At 67.2% G+C, this 19,389-nt stretch carries 21 protein-coding genes; 10 read left to right on the top strand and 11 right to left on the bottom strand.

Features of this window, described 5'->3' with window-relative positions; translation table 11 throughout:
* Positions 1-35: 35 nt before the first annotated feature.
* On the top strand, positions 36-188 hold the full coding sequence (locus tag FHR20_RS05450; RefSeq protein ID WP_078103281.1) for a YdcH family protein: 153 nt from the start codon (positions 36-38) through the stop codon (positions 186-188).
* 109 nt (positions 189-297) lie between these two features.
* Here FHR20_RS05450 and FHR20_RS05445 read toward each other — a convergent pair whose 3' ends face one another.
* The 5 genes from FHR20_RS05445 to FHR20_RS05430 all read right to left on the bottom strand — a co-directional run bounded on the left by FHR20_RS05445 (position 298) and on the right by FHR20_RS05430 (position 3,062).
* Positions 298-675 carry a PilZ domain-containing protein gene (locus tag FHR20_RS05445; RefSeq protein ID WP_167298560.1) on the bottom strand — a complete coding sequence of 126 codons (378 nt, stop codon included), beginning with the start codon at positions 673-675 and terminating at the stop codon, positions 298-300.
* A gap of 156 nt (positions 676-831) precedes the next feature.
* Positions 832-1,299 (bottom strand): RNA polymerase-binding protein DksA, encoded by a 468-nt coding sequence (dksA, locus tag FHR20_RS05440; RefSeq protein WP_086130855.1) that lies wholly within the window; start codon positions 1,297-1,299, stop codon positions 832-834.
* A 511-nt stretch (positions 1,300-1,810) separates the two neighbouring features.
* Positions 1,811-1,948, bottom strand: coding sequence for a hypothetical protein (locus FHR20_RS22675; RefSeq protein ID WP_179188339.1), 138 nt, complete (start codon positions 1,946-1,948; stop codon positions 1,811-1,813).
* Between the two features lie 33 nt (positions 1,949-1,981).
* Complete coding sequence (locus FHR20_RS22670; protein ID WP_208413412.1) at positions 1,982-2,566, bottom strand: hypothetical protein; 585 nt, start codon at positions 2,564-2,566, stop codon at positions 1,982-1,984.
* A gap of 52 nt (positions 2,567-2,618) precedes the next feature.
* Positions 2,619-3,062: a host attachment family protein gene (locus tag FHR20_RS05430; protein ID WP_167298558.1), complete on the bottom strand. Its 444-nt coding sequence runs from the start codon at positions 3,060-3,062 to the stop codon at positions 2,619-2,621.
* 90 nt (positions 3,063-3,152) lie between these two features.
* Here FHR20_RS05430 and serS point away from each other — a divergent pair, with 90 nt between their 5' ends.
* From serS to FHR20_RS05415, 3 genes are all read left to right on the top strand, one after another.
* The gene (gene serS, locus FHR20_RS05425; protein WP_167298557.1) at positions 3,153-4,430 is read left to right on the top strand and encodes a serine--tRNA ligase; all 1,278 of its coding nucleotides are present in this window, start codon (positions 3,153-3,155) and stop codon (positions 4,428-4,430) included.
* Positions 4,431-4,515: 85 nt separating this feature from the next.
* Positions 4,516-5,628, top strand: coding sequence for a M23 family metallopeptidase (locus FHR20_RS05420; RefSeq protein ID WP_167299385.1), 1,113 nt, complete (start codon positions 4,516-4,518; stop codon positions 5,626-5,628).
* Positions 5,628-6,635, top strand: coding sequence for a potassium channel family protein (locus FHR20_RS05415; RefSeq protein ID WP_167298556.1), 1,008 nt, complete (start codon positions 5,628-5,630; stop codon positions 6,633-6,635). The genes FHR20_RS05420 and FHR20_RS05415 overlap by 1 nt, the downstream gene beginning before the upstream one ends.
* On the opposite strand, the gene FHR20_RS05410 is transcribed toward FHR20_RS05415, so the two are convergent.
* Both FHR20_RS05410 and FHR20_RS05405 read right to left on the bottom strand, forming a co-directional pair.
* Positions 6,632-7,387: an AAC(3) family N-acetyltransferase gene (locus FHR20_RS05410; protein WP_243857128.1), complete on the bottom strand. Its 756-nt coding sequence runs from the start codon at positions 7,385-7,387 to the stop codon at positions 6,632-6,634. The genes FHR20_RS05415 and FHR20_RS05410 overlap by 4 nt on opposite strands.
* A 52-nt stretch (positions 7,388-7,439) precedes the next feature.
* Positions 7,440-8,144, bottom strand: a complete 705-nt coding sequence (locus FHR20_RS05405; RefSeq protein ID WP_167298554.1) for a tetratricopeptide repeat protein — start codon at positions 8,142-8,144, stop codon at positions 7,440-7,442.
* A gap of 184 nt (positions 8,145-8,328) precedes the next feature.
* Here FHR20_RS05405 and FHR20_RS05400 point away from each other — a divergent pair, with 184 nt between their 5' ends.
* Entirely contained in the window at positions 8,329-8,685 is a 357-nt protein-coding gene (locus FHR20_RS05400; RefSeq protein ID WP_208413411.1) for a DMT family protein, read from the top strand.
* An 80-nt stretch (positions 8,686-8,765) separates the two neighbouring features.
* Entirely contained in the window at positions 8,766-10,097 is a 1,332-nt protein-coding gene (gene rimO, locus FHR20_RS05395; RefSeq protein ID WP_167298553.1) for a 30S ribosomal protein S12 methylthiotransferase RimO, read from the top strand.
* Here the strand turns inward: rimO and FHR20_RS05390 are convergent.
* On the bottom strand, positions 10,094-10,765 hold the full coding sequence (locus tag FHR20_RS05390) for a hypothetical protein (protein ID WP_167298552.1): 672 nt from the start codon (positions 10,763-10,765) through the stop codon (positions 10,094-10,096). The two genes, rimO and FHR20_RS05390, sit on opposite strands and share 4 nt — an antisense overlap.
* 97 nt (positions 10,766-10,862) lie before the next feature.
* Between FHR20_RS05390 and FHR20_RS05385 the strand changes: the two genes are divergently transcribed.
* Positions 10,863-12,272 (top strand): serine hydrolase, encoded by a 1,410-nt coding sequence (locus tag FHR20_RS05385; protein ID WP_167298551.1) that lies wholly within the window; start codon positions 10,863-10,865, stop codon positions 12,270-12,272.
* Positions 12,272-13,180, top strand: a complete 909-nt coding sequence (locus FHR20_RS05380; RefSeq protein WP_167298550.1) for a hypothetical protein — start codon at positions 12,272-12,274, stop codon at positions 13,178-13,180. The genes FHR20_RS05385 and FHR20_RS05380 overlap by 1 nt, the downstream gene beginning before the upstream one ends.
* A gap of 293 nt (positions 13,181-13,473) precedes the next feature.
* Here FHR20_RS05380 and FHR20_RS05375 read toward each other — a convergent pair whose 3' ends face one another.
* Complete coding sequence (locus tag FHR20_RS05375) at positions 13,474-15,906, bottom strand: membrane-bound PQQ-dependent dehydrogenase, glucose/quinate/shikimate family (RefSeq protein ID WP_167298549.1); 2,433 nt, start codon at positions 15,904-15,906, stop codon at positions 13,474-13,476.
* Positions 15,907-16,116: 210 nt separating this feature from the next.
* Between FHR20_RS05375 and FHR20_RS05370 the strand changes: the two genes are divergently transcribed.
* Both FHR20_RS05370 and FHR20_RS05365 read left to right on the top strand, forming a co-directional pair.
* Positions 16,117-17,511 (top strand): leucyl aminopeptidase family protein, encoded by a 1,395-nt coding sequence (locus FHR20_RS05370; protein ID WP_167298548.1) that lies wholly within the window; start codon positions 16,117-16,119, stop codon positions 17,509-17,511.
* Positions 17,512-17,617: 106 nt separating this feature from the next.
* Positions 17,618-17,932 carry a hypothetical protein gene (locus FHR20_RS05365; RefSeq protein ID WP_208413410.1) on the top strand — a complete coding sequence of 105 codons (315 nt, stop codon included), beginning with the start codon at positions 17,618-17,620 and terminating at the stop codon, positions 17,930-17,932.
* A gap of 54 nt (positions 17,933-17,986) precedes the next feature.
* Here FHR20_RS05365 and FHR20_RS05360 read toward each other — a convergent pair whose 3' ends face one another.
* Together FHR20_RS05360 and FHR20_RS05355 are read right to left on the bottom strand one after the other, a co-directional pair.
* Positions 17,987-18,226, bottom strand: coding sequence for a hypothetical protein (locus FHR20_RS05360; protein WP_167298546.1), 240 nt, complete (start codon positions 18,224-18,226; stop codon positions 17,987-17,989).
* Positions 18,227-18,291: 65 nt separating this feature from the next.
* A complete protein-coding gene (locus FHR20_RS05355; protein ID WP_167298545.1) occupies positions 18,292-19,329 on the bottom strand; it encodes an alpha/beta hydrolase in 1,038 nt (345 codons plus the stop codon).
* Between the last annotated feature and the right edge of the window lie 60 nt (positions 19,330-19,389).

Genomic DNA, 19,389 nt, shown 5'->3' with positions numbered 1-19,389 from the left:
CGGGTTCCGGCCACCCGAAGAAGGAGACTGCTTCGATGCAGAACGCGCATTTCTCGGCACTTTCGGCCAAGCACTCGGTGCTCGACCAGCGAATCGCCGCCGAATCGCAACGGCCCCGCCCCGACCAGATGGTCCTGGCTTCCCTGAAGAAGCAGAAGCTTCGCATCAAGGAAGAAATGGCGCGCTAGAAGCGCCGCGCAAAAGGGGTGTGGCCCAAGCCGCACCCCGACTGCGCGAAATCTCCGAAACCTGGTTCCGAAAAGATTCGAGCCGATGGATATCCGGCTCGGAAAGACGTCAGCGGCGCGTGAAGATCGGCTTCACGAAAGTCGGCGTCTGCGTGCCCCCGCCCACCGGCTTGCGGGCGAGCAGCGGGTCGATCGGCGTGTCGAAGGCAATGCCGACGCGGCCATCGGTCGCCCAGGCGATGCGGCCGCTGACCCAGCCCACGCCGCGCACCTCCACTTCCACCGGCGAGCCCCGTTCGATCGGCTGCGTATATTCGGCCATCAGCCCGCCCTGCGAAAGATTGCGCACGCGCACCTGCTCGTCCGGGCGCCCCGCCACGCGGAACTGCGCGGCCAGCATCAGGCTGTCGCGCGAACCGTTGCGCTGGCTGGCGGCGAAATCGTCCGCCGAGAGCGCAGTGAGAGGGTCGAAGGGAAACTGGTCCATCATGTCGCTCGAAACGCAAGGAGTTACGCGCGCAGAATAGAGCAGCAAACCTTGTCGAAACCGTAAACGAAGGCGTCGAAACCGTAAACGAAGGCCGAAAATGTGCCTCCGCCGCCGAACGGAGGAGGCACAAAAAAGGAGGCCCTCAGCCCCCTGTCATTCGTCCCGCGATACCTTCTCGTTGCGCTCGTGGCGTTCCTGCGCCTCGACGGTCATCGTCGCGATCGGCCGCGCTTCCAGCCGGCCGAGGCTGATCGGCTCGCCGGTCACCTCGCAATAGCCATATTCGCCGTCCTCGATCCGGCGCAAGGCCGCGTCGATCTTGGAGATCAGCTTGCGCTGGCGATCGCGCGTGCGCAGCTCGATCGACCAGTCGGTCTCGCTCGACGCGCGATCGGTGAGATCGGCCTCGCGCAGCGAGTCGGTCTGCAGCTGGTTGAGCGTCCCCGCGGCCTCGCGGTAGATGTCGTCCTTCCACGCGTTCAGCTTGTTGCGGAAATATTCCAGCTGGCGCGGGTTCATGAAGGGTTCGTCGTTGCTCGGCCGATAGCCGTCGTCGCCGTCATTTGCGGCGGGAGGAACGCGTTTACCCGGTTCGTCGAAGCGATCCAAAACAGTAGCCATCCCCACTCTCCACTACGGTCCTCAGTAAGGCCCGAGCCATACGGAGACCGTTTGCCCTGCGCGGCCCTATACTTACGCGCGGCGGCGTTAACAAGCGCGCCGTCATTTTAATCCACAGGCGTAATACCCCGTAAATGGAGGGAAATTAGCAGCGGGTGAACCGCGGCCCGATCCATCGGAAATTAACCGGGAATGTTCATGAACCGGCGGCCACGAAACACTCGCTTCGTGCCGAAGTAGAACATTAACCACGCCAACAGAAATCCGGGGCGCGAAAAATACGCGCAAATATGGTTAAGCCGTCTTAACGGCATTGCACTTAACAATTTGTTTTGCACTTTTCGCGCATTGACGAGTGTGAAGCTGCTGACGGTCCCGCGGGGAGCGACACGCCAGCAACGGGAAGAGTGGGAACAATGTCGGTTCGCATGGCCTTGGCTAAACTGTGCGCCTGCACTTGCGGGGGCGCGGTGATCGGCGGCGGTGGCGTCTACGTCACCGAACGCATCCATCAGCCGCGCGTGGTGAAACACGTCACCGTCACGAAGAAGCGCGTCGTGAAGCGCACCGTGGCGCGTCCGGTGAAGCGAGTCGTCAAGCGCACGGTCACCACCACTACCCAGGGCCAGCCCCAGGTCGTCGTCGTCACTGCGCAGGGCGCGCCGATCCCGGTGCCTCCGCCCTATGGCGAGATGCCGGTGGTTTCGTCGAGCAGCAGCGGCTCCTCCTCCTCGGGCGTGATCGGCGGCTCGGGCGGCGGCGGCTTCATGGGCGGCTTCTTCGCGGGCGGCTTCTTCGGCGGGTCGACCAGCTCCGGCAGCTCGAGCGGATCCAGCGGCATCAACATCGAGATCTCGTCGTCCAACTCCTCCTCATCGGGCGGCTCGACCTCCACCTCGACCGGCGGTTCGTCGACTTCCACGTCTACCGGCGGCTCGTCCACCTCCACATCGAGCGGCCAGATCAGTTCGACATCGACCTCGTCGTCGAGCGGCGACGTCTCGTCCTCCACTTCGACGAGCTCGAGCACCTCGTCGTCCAACAGCTCCTCGACCAGTTCGTCCAACTCGTCTTCGACATCGTCCTCGTCGAGCGGCCATTGGAGCAATTCGAGCGGCTGGAGCTCGAACGGCGGGCACGGATCGAGCAGCCATGGCGGCTGCCGGCGCGACTGCGGCGGCAGCAGCTCGGGCGGACCGGCGCCGGTGCCGGCCCCACCGATGATCCTGCTGTTCGGCGGCGCCGCGGCGGCGCTGGTCGCCCGCAAGCGCTTCCTGAAGAAGAAGGCGCCGGACGCGCAGCCGGAAGGCTGAGCCGCCCTATTCGGCGTTGATCAGCGCTTCCTCGATCTGCGGGACGGTGTGGCGGGTCAGGTCCTTGGCGATCTCGGCCGTCAGGCGATCGCTCACTTCCTTGTGATAATGTTTGCGCAGCGCTCCCAGCGTGCGCGGCGGGGCGACGATGATCAGCGATTCGAATTCGTTGCGCAGCGCCCGCGCCTTGAGCAGGGCCGCGGCGTCGGCCGCGAAGCGATCCTCCTCCAGCTGGTGGAAATCGGTCTCCTCATAGGCGCTGCGCCGCGCGCCGACGCTCTGGAAGGAACGGCCGGGCGCATCGCTCGCCTGCTCGCCATTGGCCGGGTTCTCCTGTTCCTCCTTGCGCTCCAATTGCAGGTTCGGGCGCAGCGCGTCGCCTTCGTTGCGCAGCATCAGCAGCTTGCGACCATCGGCAACCAGAACGATCGCATCACGGGGAACCCGCATATCCTGTCTCCTTCGTTGATCCTGCCACACTGAACGCTGCCACGCGCGCCAGGGTTGCGCGCGGGCGGGAGCCCGGTCATACGCCCGGCCATGCACGATATCCGCGCCATCCGAGAGAATCCCGCTGCCTTCGACGCCGGTTTGGCGAAGCGGGGGCTGGAACCGCAGGCGGCCGAGCTCGTCGCCCTGGACGAGAAGCGCCGCGCCCTGATCACCGAGCTCCAGGCCGGCCTGGCGCGCCGCAACGAAGCCTCGAAGGCGATCGGCGCGGCCAAGGCGACGAAGGACGAAGCCACCGCGGCGGCACTGATGGCCGAAGTGGCCGGCCTCAAGGAGCGCCTGCCCGCGCTGGAGGCCGAGGAGAAGGAAGCCGGCGAGGCGCTGGAGGCCCGGCTCGCGAGCCTGCCCAACCTCCCGTATGACGACGTTCCCAAGGGCGCCGACGAGGATGACAACGCCCTGATGGCAACCGTCGGCGCGCCGACCGTCCTCGCCTTCCCGGCCAGGGAGCACGACGCGATCGGCCCGGCGCTCGGGCTCGATTTCGAAACGGGCGCGATGCTCTCGGGCGCGCGCTTCACGCTGGTGCGCGGCGCCGCCGCCAAGCTGCACCGCGCGCTCGGCCAGTTCATGCTCGATACGCTGGAGGCCCAGGGCTATGAGCAGACCATCCCGCCGCTGCTGGTGCGCGACGAGGCGGTGTTCGGCACCGGCCAGCTGCCCAAATTCGCCGAGGACCTGTTCCGGACCACCGACGGCCGCTGGCTGATCCCCACCGCCGAGGTGAGCCTCACCAACATCGTCCGCGAGCAGATCCTGGCCGAGGAGGAGCTGCCGCTGCGCTTCACCGCGCTCACCGCCTGCTTCCGCTCCGAAGCCGGCGCCGCGGGCCGCGACACGCGCGGCTTCATCCGCCAGCACCAGTTCGAGAAGGTCGAGATGGTCTCGATCACCACGCCCGAACAGAGCGAAGCCGAGCATGAGCGCATGACCCGGTGCGCCGAGGGCCTCCTCACGGCGCTGGGCCTGCCCTTCCGCCGCATGAAGCTGTGCACCGGCGACATGGGCTTCACCGCCGCGCGCACCTATGATCTGGAGGTGTGGCTGCCCGGCCAGGGCCGCTATCGCGAGATCTCGTCCTGCTCGACCTGCGGCGATTTCCAGGCGCGCCGGATGAATGCGCGCTGCCGCCCGGCGGGCGAGAAGGCGACCCGCTTCGTCCACACGCTCAACGGTTCGGGCCTGGCGGTGGGGCGTACGCTCGTCGCCGTGCTGGAGAACTACCAGCAGGAAGACGGATCGGTGGCGATCCCCGAGGCGCTGAAGCCCTATCTCAACGGCCTGAACCGGCTGGGACCGGCAAACTGAGCACCTCCGCATTCAGACGTACCTGACGTGCGCGGAAATGCGCGATATGGTACGACCGGATATGGTTAATTTGGGGGTCGGGATGATGGGGGCAAGGCCGATGGCGCCGCTGGCGCTACTGATGCTGGCCGCCTGCATTCCGCAGACCGGCGGCGGCTATCGCGACTCCGGCTATGACCGGCCCGCGCCCCGCCAGGACCGCCACTCGCAGCCCCAGTCGCAACAGGATGGCTGGGAACGCCCCGCGCTCGGCAACGAACAGGACGTCCGCCGCCTCCCTGCCCCGCCGCCCGCCTGGCAGGCGCGCAAGGTACAGGCGGATTCGCGGGTCGTGGCAGGCACCAGCTACACCGTCCAGCCGGGCGATTCGCTGCGTTCGATCTCGATGAAGACCGGGGCCGGATCGGAAGCGATCGCCCGTGCCAACAACATCCCCTCGCCCTTCGTGATCCGCGTCGGCCAGAAGCTGACGATCCCGGGTGGCCGCTATCACCTGGTCCGCGACGGCGAGACCGGCATCGCCATCGCCATCGCCTATGGGGTCGACTGGTCGCGGATCATCGCAGTCAACGACCTGGAGGAGCCGTACATCCTGCGCACGGGCCAGCGGCTGCTGATCCCCGACACGGCGTCGCCTTCGGGCCGCCCCGAGACGATCGAGCAGCGCGCGGCGCGTTTCCATCTCGACCTGGGCGTCGACGATATCGTCACCGGCGGCCAGCCCGCCATCGCCGAGAAGGCCAAGCCGGCCCAGCCGACCGCCTCTTCGGCCCGCGTGCTGTCGCCCACCACCCCGGTGGCGGCGCCGGCCCGGCTCGCCGGCGGTTTCCAATGGCCGCTCAAGGGCACCGTGATCCGGCGCTTCGGCCCCGGCGCGAGCGGGGAACGCAATGACGGCATCAAGATCGCCGCGCCGCTCGACACGCCGGTGCTCGCCGCGGCGGATGGCGTGGTCGCCTATGTCGGATCGGACATCCCGGCGCTGGGCGGCCTGGTGATCCTTCGCCATGGCGATGGCTGGACGACGGTATATGGTCATGCCGGCCAGCTGCTCGTGCAGCGCGGCCAGGCAGTGAAGAAGGGCCAGATGATCGCGCTATCCGGCAATTCGGGCTTTGCGGACCGCCCGGAACTCCATTTCGAGATCCGCCAGGGCCGCAGCCCCGTCGATCCGCTGCCGAGGCTGCCCGCGCGCTGATGGCGCTCAGGCCGCCTTCCACGCTGAAGCGCAAGTCGAGCTTGCCCGTCTGGGCCTCGATCGGATGGCGGGTGCTGGCGGTGCTGGCCCTGCTCGCGCTGGCGGTGGGCGTTCACTGGATCGAACGCGACGGGCTGAAGGATTCGGCCGACGGGCATGTCAGCTTCCTCGACATCCTCTACTTCACGTCGATCTCGATAACCACGACCGGCTATGGCGACATCGTGCCGGTGAGCAATTCGGCGCGGATGTTCGACGCGTTCGTCGTCACGCCGATCCGCATCTTCGTGGTGCTGCTCTTCCTCGGCACCGCCTATAATTTCGTGCTCAAGCGCACCTGGGAAAAATGGCGTATGGCAGTGATCCAGCGGACCCTTTCGGGGCACATCATCGTGGCGGGATACGGCACCACCGGTTCGGAAACCGTGGACGAGCTGATCGCGCGGGGCCGCAATCCGGGCAACATCGTCGTGATCGACCAGAGCGAAGCCAATATCGCCCGTGCCGAGGAGCGCGGCTGTATCGTCCTGCAGGCGGATGCGACGCGCGACCAGGTGCTCCAGGACGTGCACATCGCGAGCGCCGAATCGATGATCGTCTGCGCCGGGCGCGACGATACCTCGATCCTGATTACGCTCACGGCGCGGCACCTGGCGCAAGCCGTGCCGATCAGCGTGATCGTGCGCAACGAGGACAATGAGCTGCCGGCGCGGGCGGCGGGCGCGACCACGGTGGTGAACCCGGTGAGCTTCGCCGGGCTGCTCCTGGCCAGTTCGTGCCAGGGCCGCCACCTTGCCGACTATCTGACCGACCTCGCCTCGATCCACGGCACGGTCGAGCTTGCCGAGCGCAAGGTGCGGCCGGAAGAGGTCGGCAAACCGCTGTCGGCGATCGCGACCGGCCTGGGCGTCCGCATCTATCGCAGCGGAGTGGCGCTTGGCCACAAGGCGCCCGAAGCGCACGCGCTGCAGGCCGGGGACACGATCCTGGAGATCGTGACCGGCTAGACGCTCGCGCGCGCCTCGTCGCACTCCTCGCAGCCGTCCTCGGCGCCGTGGAGGAATAGCAGCGGATCGGCCCGCACCTTCGCCGCTGCGATCCGCACCAGATCCTCGGCATCCATCAGCCGTGCCTCGGCATGGCCGACCCTGCCCTCGCGCAGCAGGCCCTCCGCCTTCAGCCAGGCATTGGCCAGCTCGAATTTCTCGCAGCAGCTGTCATTCTCGCCGTAATGCACTTCGGCGCCACTGGCATCGATATAGTGGAAGTCGCTGCGATAGGGCGCGCCGCCGACGAGCTCGGCCAGGTGCAGCATCGTATTGGCGTGATGCCCCACCCCGAGCAGCAGCACCTGCCCGCCGGCCTGGCGAATCCGGTCGATCGCGCTGCCCGGCGCGGCGGGCGGCAGCACGAACGGGCCCCCGGCGATCCACTCGGCCTGGGGTCCGCGTGCCGAGACCGCGTCGAAATGCGCGCTGCGCAGCACGCCGGGCATGCGCCAGAACAGGTCGGCGACGACGCCCAGATCGTCGCGATTGGGCGTGGCCGCCGGATCGAAGGGCGCGTCGTCATCGCCGGTCGCCGAGGGCATGGCGAGCGTGCCCTCCGGCCCCAGCACCTCGGTGAGCGCTTCGACCAACCCCTCTGGACCGCCCTCGACCGGACGGACGGCGCGATAGCTCATATGGACGAGCAGCACGCCGCCTTCGCGCACGCCCAGCGCGCGCAGCTGCGCGTGCAGCGTCTCTCGGGAAATCATCTCCATCCTGCCCTGATGCCATTCCGGGCGGGCGCCCGCCATACCCGAGAGGCTAGCCGGCGGCGGGAATCCGCCCCTCCAGGGCGATGTGCCTTCCGGAAGCATCCGCCCTGCTTCGATCCATCGCCCTGGAAAGCTGCCGGAGGCCGGCCGGAATTTCCCGGAAGCCGAACTTCCCCAGCAATTTCAGCCGGGCCAAGACTATTTCGGCAGCAGGGTGCCCGGCATCGGCGGCACGCTCCAACAGGGGCCGCACTTCCCGGCAAGTCGCGGCGCTACGAGATCGCTTCAATCGATACCATGCGAGCCAGAAGCACGCCGGAACGAAATCCTGCTCGGCACAGTCTCGCAGCAGCGTGTCGCAAGTATCGAAATGACCATGGCGGGCCAGCAGCTTGGCGTAGCCGATCGTCGCCGCCCAGGAGCCGGCCTCGATCGCGCGGCGATACTGGTCCTGCGCCTGCCCGAAATCGGCAGCGACGACAGTACCGCGTTCATAATAACCCGCGACCGCTTCCATCGCCCAGGGCATTCCCGACTCCGCCAAGTCGAGGAATGTGCGCAGGGCCGTTTCAGGATCCGCGTCGAAGATCGCAAGCGCGGCCTCCGCCCGCTCGCGCGTCTCCACAGGTGCTTCGAGCCAAAGCGCATAGTCATTGGAATGCGCGCGTTCCCAGTCACCGGACCGTTTCAAAAGGGAGTCCGCCAGCCCGGCACAGAGCCAGCGACACAACCATGCGCACAACTTGCAGGCCACCGTCCAGGCTCCTTGCCGCCCCGCACCAATGCTTGCGCAACCAGGCTACCAGCTGCTTGCAACCACGTAAATGAAGGGGATGACAGGCGTCGCGGTCCGGATGCGAGGCCAAGAGGATTGGATACCCCTGGAAACCGCGCCGGCTCCATCTTGACCGCTGCCCCATCGCGGCCATGGTCGCGCCATGCCCGAAATGCTCTTCGCCCGCCTCGTCCCGATCCTGCTGCTGATCGGCTCGAACGTCTTCATGACCTTCGCCTGGTATGGGCATCTGAAGTTCAAGCAGGCGCCGTTGCTGCTCGTCATCCTGGCAAGCTGGGGCATTGCCTTCGTCGAATATTGCCTGGCGGTGCCGGCCAATCGCTGGGGCAGCGCAGTCTATTCGGCGGCGCAGCTCAAGGCGATGCAGGAAGTGATCACGCTCACCGTGTTCGTCGGCTTTTCGCTCCTCTATCTCGGACAGAAGATCACGGTGAATCACTTGATCGGCTTCGCGCTGATCGCGGCGGGCGCGTGGTTCATCTTCCGCGCGCCCGGCTGATCCGGAACGCGGGCCGAATCGCCCCCCGGAAAGCACCGGCCTAGCTTTTTCGGCGAAAATCCCTATGTCGCCCGCCAATCATGGCAACCAAACTCCCCGAGGCGCCCCGCGTGGGCATGGTGTCGCTCGGCTGTCCCAAGAACCTGGTCGACAGCGAGCGGATCCTCACCAAGCTGCGCAGCGACGGCTATGCGATGTCGCCCGACTATGCCGGCGCCGATGTCGTGCTGGTCAACACGTGCGGCTTCCTGGACAGCGCCAAGGAGGAATCGCTCGAGGCGATCGGCGAGGCGATCGCCGAGAACGGCCGGGTGATCGTCACCGGCTGCATGGGCAAGGAGGCCGAGACGATCCGCGCCCGTTTCCCCAACGTGCTCGCCGTCACCGGTGCGCATCAATATGAGGAAGTGGTCGGCGCGGTGCACGAGGCGGCCCCGATGCCGCCTTCACCCTTCGTCAACCTGGTGCCTGACGCGGGCCTGAAGCTTACGCCGCGCCATTACAGCTATCTGAAGATCTCGGAGGGCTGCAACCATCGCTGCGCCTTCTGCATCATCCCGGCGCTGCGCGGCGACCTGGTCAGCCGCCGTCCCGACGCGATCCTGCGCGAGGCGGAGAAGCTGGTCGAAGCCGGGACGAAGGAACTGCTGGTCATCAGCCAGGACACCTCGGCCTACGGCGTCGACATCCGCAAGGAGCCGCGCCTGTGGAAGGGCCGGGACGTGATCCCCCACATGACCGACCTCGCCCGCGAGCTCGGCAGGATCGCGCCCTGGGTGCGGCTGCACTATGTCTATCCCTATCCGCATGTCGACCAGGTCATCCCGCTGATGGCCGAGGGGCTGATCCTCCCCTATCTCGACATCCCGTTCCAGCACGCCAGCCCGAGCGTCCTGCGCTCGATGAAGCGCCCGGCGAACGAAGCCAAGGTGCTCGAGCGGCTGAAGAAGTGGCGCGAGATCGCGCCGGACCTGACGATCCGCTCGACCTTCGTGGTCGGCTTCCCAGGCGAGACCGAAGCGGACTTCCAGTACCTGCTCGACTGGCTCGACGAGGCCCAGCTCGACCGGGTCGGCGCGTTCCGCTTCGAGCCCGTCGAGGGTGCGGCGGCCAACACCCTGCCCGGCGCGGTGCCGGAAGAGGTGAAGGAAGAGCGCTACGCCCGGATCATGGCGAAGACCGCGGCGATCTCGGCCGCCAAGCTCCAGGCCAGGATCGGCCGCACGCTCGAAGTGATCATCGACGAGGTCGGCGAGGAAGGCGGCGCCACCGGCCGCAGCCAGGCCGATGCCCCGGAGATCGACGGCGAGGTGTTCCTGCGCGACGCCGGGCATCTCGGCCAGGGCGATATCGTCCGGGTCGAGATCGAGGATGCCGACGAGCATGACCTCTACGGCGTGCCGCTGGCCTAAGGTCTCTTCCGCCACAGGAGCAGCGCGTTGTCCGCCTCGTAGCGGCGCTCGCTGCGCTGGCGGCCGACAGAGGGATCATCGCCCAGATGGCGCGTCGATAGGGCTTGCTCGACGACCGCGACCTTCTCGCGCCTCGCGTCGTACGCGATATCGATCCGGACGGCCCAGTCACCGGGGCACTCCGGCGCGAGCCGGTTGTCGCGCTCACACGCTCCAATCGCGATTCCCTGCCGCCGGTCATTGGGCGCGATCATCCGGTTGTCGGCAAAGACCTGCACGATCGGGAAAGCCGGATAGGCGCCCAGTTGCCCCTCGACATTGGCGTTGTAGAAGCCGCCTGTCAGCCGGATCGAATAGGGGCCGCACTGGAAATAGCGAGTCAGCGCCCCGCGATACTGCATGTCGCCGCCATGATTGGGGAGCGGTTGGATGAGCGCCTCGGCGGCAACGGTCGCTCGCCGGGGATAGCTGCGATCGAGCGAGTCGCCGTCCGCCGCCCGGATCGAGAGCCGGAACGTGCCGGGATCGCAGAGGATTGCCGCGGTGATGTCACCTTCGACACTCGTCATGACGTTTTCGTCATAGCCGGTGATGTCGATCGCACTCTGTTGTGCCGCCTGTCCCGACAGGAACAGGGGTATCAGGACTCCGGTCAGCCATGCCTGCACGCTATGTCCTCCCCGATATGCGGCAATGACATCTTGCCTGCCCCGGCGTAATTCTCAACAAACGACTGCACCGCAATCGTTACGGGAATAGCCACACGTGCCCTGGTCTCGCTCCGCCCTCGCCGCCGCCCTTCTCGTCGCCACTCCCGCCGCCGCGCAGCAGCTCACCGCCGACGAAGCCGCCAGGGTCGATACGATCGTCGCCGATGCGCTCAAGTCGTCGGGCGCCCCCTCCGCCTCGGTCGCGATCGTGCGCGACGGCAAGATCGTCTTCGCCAAGGCCTATGGCGATCAGGGTCCGGGGATGAAGGCGACCAGCCCGGCGGCGAAGTACCAGATCGCATCGATCTCGAAGCAGTTCACCGCGGCGGCGATCCTGCTGCTCGAGGACGAAGGCAAGCTCGGCCTCGACGACAAGGTGTCGAAATGGGTGCCCGACATCACCGGCGCCGACCGGATCAGCGTCCGCCAGCTGCTCAGCCACACCGCCGGCATCCAGGATTACTGGCCGCAGGACTATGACTTCGCCGCGATGCAGAAGCCGGTCACACCCCAGCAGATCCTCGATCGCTGGGCGAAGAAGCCGCTCGATTTCGAACCGGGCAGCGCCTGGCAATATTCGAACACCGGCTATGTCGTCGCCGGCCTGATCATCGAGAAGGCGTCGGGCATGAAGCTGCTCGACTATCTCCAGAAGAAGATCTTCAAGCCGCTCGGCATCGACGCGATGGATCAGGACTATGCGGTGGGCAAGGGCTTCCCGCAGGGCAATCATCGCTTCGCGCTCGGGCCCGTCCGTGCGGCCCGTCCGGCGGCGCATGGCTGGCTATGGGCGGCGGGCGAGCTCGCCATGTCGGCCAGCGACCTCGCCAAATGGGACATCGCCCGGATCGACCGCAAGATCCTGAGCCCCGAGGACTGGGCGACGCAGGAAACCGCGATCAAGCTCACCAACGGCACCGATACCCATTATGGCCTCGGCGTCTCGGTCGGCAACCGCGCAGGCGACAGGACCGTCGAGCATGGCGGCGAAGCCGTGGGCTTCCTTTCCGACAATTTCGTGATGCCCGAGAAGCGCTTCGCCGTGGTCGCGCTGGTCAATGCCGATTTCGGGGGCGCGCAGGACGCGATCACCGGCGGGATCACCGATCTCCTCCATCCGCTTCCCCCGCCCGTCCCCGTGATCTCGACGGACCTCTATCGCGATCAACTCGCGCGCAAGCTGTTCGACCAGCTCCGCACCGGCACGCTGGACCGGTCGCAACTCACCGAGGACGCCAGCTACTATTTCACTGCCCAGGCAACCGGGGATTACTACACCAGCCTCTTCGCGCTGGGCGATCCGGTGAGCTTCACGCCGCGTGGCAAGCCGCGACTGCGCGGCGGGTTCGTCAATCGCAACTACGACATCGTCTATGCCGATGGCCGCAAGCTGATCGCCATCACCTATGCCGAGCCGGATTTTCACGGAAAGTTCGAGCAGTTCCTGATCCAGCCGAGGGACTGATGCGCCTTCCCGCCCTGGCCGCCGCCGCGTTGTTCGCCGCCAGCCCGCCCGATGCGGCGACGGTACGGCCCGTGGACCCGCTGACCGTGCAGGACGACGACTTCGCCCGGCATCGCGACCCCGCGGCGTGGCAAGGGCTCACTGTCTCGGCCCTGGAATTTCGCGAGGAGCGTGCGCGCTGGCGCCTGTGGCGCATCGCCAATGCGAAACACCCCGGGGGACCGCTCTTCTTCGTGCCGCACGACAACGAGAATGCCGGGTTCGAAGCCGGATTGGTGGCCGTGCGGAAATATGGCGGCGTGCTGATCGCGATCGACTCCGGCATCGCGCCCGGCGGCGACGGCAGGCGCCTCAACGAAGCCGTCGATTACGGCAGGCCGATCGACCCCAATCGCAATTTCGACACCGCGCTCCCCGGCTATGCGCACAATATCCTGGCCGATCTGGCGCACGGTGCCTGGCCGATCATCGCGCTCCATACCAACGCCAGGGGTTTCGAAACGGCGGGCTCGTACTGCAACAAGGGCGATCCGGAGGGCAGCGGGATCATCTCGATCCGCTATTGCGACGATACGCTGATCCCCAGCCCCTCGATATCGAAGGCCTGGCCGTTCGACGATGACGACACCGTCGCATTCGCCACCTTCCTCGCCAGGGACCCGCCGGGCGCCGCCTTTTGCCGAGACGCGATGGTCGGCGCGGATTTCAACGTCGTGCAGGAGCGCGTGGTGACGAGCGACGGCTCGCTCTCCAACTATGCCGTGCTGCACGGCCTCGCCTATCTCAACTTCGAGACGCTCGACCGGGGCCCGGATCCGGCCGAGCTCGCCCTGGCGCGCGACCGGCTGAGCTTCATGATCGATCGTGCGATCGCCCTGTGCGCGCCGCAGGTGAAGGCGCTGCGCTGAACGCCGGCGCCGGCCGGCCTGGCCCTTACCTGCCCTTGCCGCCCCGCATGATCGGCGGACTCCGCATCGTTTCGACGAACGCATCGCTTGCCTTGCGGTCTATGGAAAGGCGAAGCAGGCAATAGGAGCAGGTCGCCTCCCCGGTGCGCAGAAACTCCGCAAAATCGATATGGACGAGCTTGCCGCACTGGGGACAAGGGAATCCAGGGACCTCATTTACCTTCACGGGGACCTCTCCTTCCTACGGCAAGGAGCGTAGCGCGCGCCCGCGGTCCTGCAAGACCGCGAGGCGCTCATGGCAGCGCATAGGCCACTACCTCGTCCCCCACCGGCGTCTCCATGAAATGATGGCCGCCGGCATAGATGACCAGATACTGCCTGCCGTTCGCCTCATAGGTGATCGGCGTCGCCTGCCCGCCCGCCGGCAGCACCGCTTTCCACAGCGTCTTGCCGGTCTTCAGGTCGATCGCGCGGATCAGGTTGTCGGTCGCCGCCGCCACGAAGATCAGCCCGCCCGCCGTCACCACCGCGCCGCCATTGTTGGGCGTGCCGATCGTCACCGGCAGCATCGAGGGAATGCCGAACGGCCCATTGGTGCGCGCCTCGCCGAAGGGGCGGTCCCAGATCGTCTTGCCGCTGGCCATGTCGATCGCGCGGATCCCGCCATAGGGCGGCCGCTTGCAGAGCAGCCCGGTGAACGGCATCCGCCAGCCGGCATTGACGTTGATCGCATAGGGCGTGTTCGCCTGCGGATCGCCCGCACCCTCGGCGCCGCCGATCCTGCCCCGCGCCTGGTCGCGCGGCGCCCAGCCGAGCCTGTCGGCCTCGGCGCGCGGCACGAGACGGACATAGTTGGGCATGTCGTTGTAGTTGGCGACGATCACTCCGCGCTGCGGATCGACCGCGACGCCACCCCAGTCGGTCCCGCCATTATAGCCCGGATACTGGATCGAATGCCGATCGGCCTCGGGCGGGGTGAAGAAGCCCTTGTAGCTCGCCCGGCGGAAATTGATCCGGCAGAGCATCTGGTCGATCGGCGACATGCCCCACATGTCGCGCTCGGCAAGGTCGGGCTTGCGCAGCGTATGCCACAGCGACACGCGCTGGGTGGCCGTGCGCTGCTCCGGCTCGACGCCGCCGCCCGGCACCTTCATCTCGCCCACCGGTGTGAGCGGCTGGCCGCTGCGGCGATCGAGGATGTAGATATCGCCCTGCTTCGACGGCAGGATCAGCGCGGGCGCGCCCTTATAGTCGACCAAGGTGGCCTGAGCGCCGAAATCATAGTCCCACACATCATTGCGCACTGCCTGGAAGCGCCATCTGGGCTTGCCGGTGGTCACGTCGAGCGCCACCAGCGAAGTCGCGTAGAAATTCTCCTCCGGCCGGCGCAGCGACGAATAATAGTCGGCCGCGGCATTGCCCATCGGGAGATAGACGAGCCCGAGCTGCTCGTCGCCGCTCGCCATCGTCCACATGTTCGGCGTGCCGCGCGCCCATTCCTGCCCGGCGGGCGGCGCGCCGTTCCAGTCCGGATGCATCATGTCCCAGGCCCAGCGCAGCTGGCCGGTGACGACGTCGAACCCCTGGATCACGCCCGACGGCGCCCAGCGATCCTGCCCGTCCAGCACCTGATGGCCGGTGACGAGCACCCCGCGGACGAGCGTGGGCGGCGAGTTGATCGAGACGAAGCCGGCGGGAACCTTGCCCATGCCCTGCTTGGCATCGACCTGGCCATTCGTGCCGAAATCGGCACAGGGCTTGCCGCTCTTCGCATCGACTGCGATCAGCCGCGCATCGAGCGTGCCCTCGATCACCCGCGTCGCACAGGCCTGGTTCGCCGGCGCATTGGGCACGGCGTAATAGACCACGCCGCGGCACGCCGCGGTATAGGGGATCGCATCGTCCGGCACCTTTGGATCGTAGCGCCATTTCTCCATGCCCGTCGCCGCGTCGAGCGCGAGCAGGATGTTCTTGGGCGTGCAGATGTACAGGCTGTCGCCCACCTTGAGCGGCGTGTTCTCGGCGCCATAGGTCTTCCGGATCATCGCGGAGGACGGCAGGTCGCCGGTATGGGTGAGCCATGCCTGCTTGAGCTTCGACACATTCGCCGGCGTGATCTGGACGAGCGGCGAATAGCGCCTGGCGCTGGTGGTGCCGCCATAGACGGGCCAGTCGGCGCCGGTCTGCTGGCCGGAGGGGTCGACCATCCCCGCGGTCCCCGGCGAAGGCAGGCCGGCAAGTACAGGATCGGGTTGGCCGGCCGCGGCGGCCCAGAAGTTGATCACGGTGAGCAGCAGCGCCACCCCGACACCGCCCAGCGCCAGCCGCCACTTGCCCGGCGCCGGGGTGAGCGTCGGCAGCACCAGGATCACTGCGACGGCGAGCACTATCGGCGCGACCACGCGCGGCACCTGGGCCCAGGGATCGGGCCCGACTTCCCACCAGGCCCATAGGATGCTGGCGACGACGATGGCGAGATAGAGCCAGCCTCCGCTCATCCGCCCGCGGATCAGCAGCCAGCCCGACCACAGCATCAGCGCACCGGTGAGGAGATAATAGAGCGAGCCGCCCAGCACCGCGAGCCAGACCCCGCCGATCGCGAGCACCAGCCCGATCAGGCCGATCGCCGCGCCGACGATCGTCGCGGCGATGCTGCGGAGACGCGGCTTTTCCTCCACCGGCTCGAGATAGGGGATGCGCTCCCCTTCATAGCGCGTGTCGGTCATCGCTTGCTCCCTGTTGCCCGCGGACGAATTGGAAACCGGGAGCGCAACGATTGAGTTCCATCCCGGGGGAAAATTCTTGCCCGGCCACGGACTGCCCGCGCGTATCGGCCGTCACCCCTGCCAAGACGGGAACGGCCGCGGCTGGATAGATCGCGGAAAGGAACAAAAGCCCCCTAGCCCTCGCCGCCGCCATTACCTAGATCAACGCCCATGCCTGATCCCAACACGCTCGTTCAGCCCGACAAGGGCCAGCCCGCCCGCACCATCCATGTGATCGACGCCAAGGGTTTCGATGCCTGGCTCGCCGCCCAGCCGCCGCGCCACCGCACCACGGCCACCGCGCAGAAGCTGGTGCCCAGTGCCTATGCCAGCGCGATCCTGCCCGGCGACGGCGCGGAGGACTGGTCGGTGGTGAGCGTCGTCGCCAATGCGGAGCGCCTGTCGGTGTGGTGCCTCGCCAAGCTCGCCGAAACGCTTCCGGAAGGGACATACCGCATCGAAGGCGTCGACCCCGGCAAGGCGATCCATGGATGGCTGGCCGCCCAGTACAAGTTCGATGCCTACAAGAAGGACGAGAAGGCGCCGGTCGGCCCGCGCGTGCTGCTCACTTCCGAGCCTGCGCGGATCGAGGAAGCGGTGCGCATGGCCAATGCCACATACAAGCTGCGCGACCGGATCAACACCGGCGCCAACGACATGGGCCCGGCCGATCTCGAGGCCGCCGCCGCCGAACTGGTCAAGGCCCATGGCGGCCAGCTGACGGTGGTGAAGGGCGACGAGATCGAGAAGGGCTATGGCCTGCTCTGGGCAGTCGGCAAGGCCGCCGGCAAGGGCCGCGAGCCGCGGCTGATCGAGATCGAATGGGGCAACCCCGAGCATCCGAAGGTCGCGATCATCGGCAAGGGCGTGTGCTTCGATTCGGGCGGGCTCGACATCAAGCCCGCCGCCGGGATGCGGCTGATGAAGAAGGACATGGGCGGCGCGGCGCACGCGCTGGCCACCGCCGAGCTGATCATGGCGTCGCGCCTGCCGGTGCGGCTGCACATGCTCGTCCCCGCGGTGGAGAATTCGATCAACGGCGAAGCGACGCGCCCGGGCGACATCATGCGTTCGCGCAAGGGCATCACGGTGGAGAACAGCAACACCGACGCCGAGGGCCGCCTGATCCTGGCGGATGCGCTGACCAAGGCCGAGGAAAAGGGCCCGGAACTGGTGATCGACTATGCGACGCTCACCGGTGCCGCCCGCGTCGCGCTGGGGGCCGACCTGCAGGCGCTGTTCGCCAATGACGACACGCTGGCGAGCGAGCTGCTGGCCGCGGCGGAGACCGAGGCGGATCCGATGTGGCGCCTGCCGCTCTACGATCCGTACAAGGAGATGCTGAAGTCGGACGTGGCCGATATGGTCAATGCGGCCGAAGCCCCGTTCGGCGGCGCGCTGACCGCCGCGCTGTTCCTCAAGGAGTTCGTCCCCGAAAAGGCGCAATGGGCGCATCTCGACATCTTCTGCTGGAACGGCAGCCACAAGCCGGGCCGTCCCAAGGGCGCCGAGGCAGTGAGCCTGCGCGCCGTGTGGAAGGTGCTGAAGGACCGCTACGCGAAGTGAACCCGGCCCTCCCCTCCCTTGCCGGGAGGGGCTATGGGTCCGGCCGGGCCCAGCTCGGCGGGGCGACGATATTGCGGCCCGGCCTCGCCGAATATAGGCTCGGCGGGTGAAGGGCCGCTTGACAAGATATCACCGGGTCGCCGCGCTTGCGGAAGCGCCCACGCCAGCCCGCAGGCTGGTGGCCGCATGCACGGCCGGCGCGCTCGCCTTCCTCATCACCTTCTTGCTCCTGGGCGCCTTGTGGGGAGCAAGGGAGCTTGTCCTGCTGTGCGCTTCCGCTGCCTTCGGCATCGCGGCTGCCGCCGCCGCGGGGAAGACCAGGCGCGGACTGGCCGTGGTCTATGGCGTCCTCGGGGCCCTTTGGCTGCTTGCGGAGATTCTGGCCCTGGCGCTGGGGAGCATCGCGGCCGGACTTGGATGAGCATCGGCACCCGAAGCACCTGCCGCGCCCGCGGCCCACTGGCGCAAACCGCCGCTAGATATCCATCCGGACAAGGGCGCGCACGGTGAAGAAAGCCTGAAGAGCGGCCACGCCTGCGAATATGGCCAACGCGAACATCTGATAGCTGCTGCCGATATCCCCGCGAAAGATACCGGCCATGAACACCAGCCAGGCGGGCAGCCCGATCAGCGTGGTGATCCATTTCACCCAACGAGGCAGCATCTCCCACTGGCCGATCCGGCGGGTGCGGAAATCCTCGTCTTCATCCGACATCGGAAGATGCTCGCATGCCGCGGGCGATGTCCGCAAGGGAGCATTCGGTGCCCCCGGGGCATATCCTAGAACACCAGCTTGCGGGCGAAGAACGGCAGCATCTCGGTGTAGATGCGCCCCTCCTCGCCCCAGTGCCGATCCCCCCAGCCGCCACGATATTCCTCGGCTTCATAGGGTATGCCGAACGCATCGAGCGTGCGGGTGAAGGCCTGGAGCGAGACGATATGGTCGGGATTGGCGTCTCCCCGCCCCCAGTCGAACATGAAGCCGCGCAGGCGCTTCAGATTATCCGCATGCGCCGGCACCTGGCGCTCGAGGAAGAAACTGGCGTTGAGCCGCTCGGTGAGCGCCGGATCCACTTCCAGCCTGCCGTTCTTCAGCCGCGCCGGCGGGTCGAAGAACAGCGGCGCGCGCGCCGCATCGGGCAGATGCGCCTGGAAGATCGAGGTGAAGATCAGCGAGAAGCCGTCGCCGCGCAGGTCGTCGATGCCCTTGGCGTCCCGAAGCAGCTGCCAGTTGGGCCGCGAGAACATCGTCTGCAGCCCCGGCCCCATGCCGATCGGATGCAGCGCATAGACCGCGCCGAAGACCTCGGGATGGCGCATCGCCAGGCGGATCGCGCCGTGCCCGCCCATCCGGTCGCCCGCAATCCCGCGCGAATCCCGCGAAGCCAGGGTGCGATAGCGCGCATCCACCCAGGCGACGAGCTCGCCGGAGAGGAAGTCCTCCCAATTCCCGGTCGCCGGCGAGTTGACGTACCAGGAGCCGCCTGCCGGGGTGGTGCAGTCGACGGTCACGACGATCACGCCGCCGATCACGCCCCGCGCCACCGCCTGGTCGAACAGCGCCTGTGCCCCGCTGTTCGCCCAGGGCGCCCGGTCGTCCTCGAAGAAATTGCCGAGATAATAGACCACCGGGAAACGCTTCGTGCGGTTCGCGGCATAGCCGTCGGGGAGATAGACGGTGACCCCGCGTGCGCTCGGCAATCCGGCGGCATTGCCCCTCAGGCTGGCCGCGTCGATCCGCCCATGGTCGAGCGTGCTCGCGCCGGCGGGCGCGGCGACCAGGGCGAGCAGGCAGGCGAACCAAGCGAGAAGCGGCATCGGACCCTCCCGTGAACCGCGCGCATGCTATGCGGATGGCGGCGCGGCACAAGCCTGCTC

Source organism: Sphingomonas leidyi, from assembly GCF_011761945.1.
GTDB lineage: Bacteria > Pseudomonadota > Alphaproteobacteria > Sphingomonadales > Sphingomonadaceae > Sphingomonas > Sphingomonas leidyi.
Note: the sequence above shows the minus strand (reverse complement) of the source record. Positions and strands in the feature narration are given on the sequence as shown.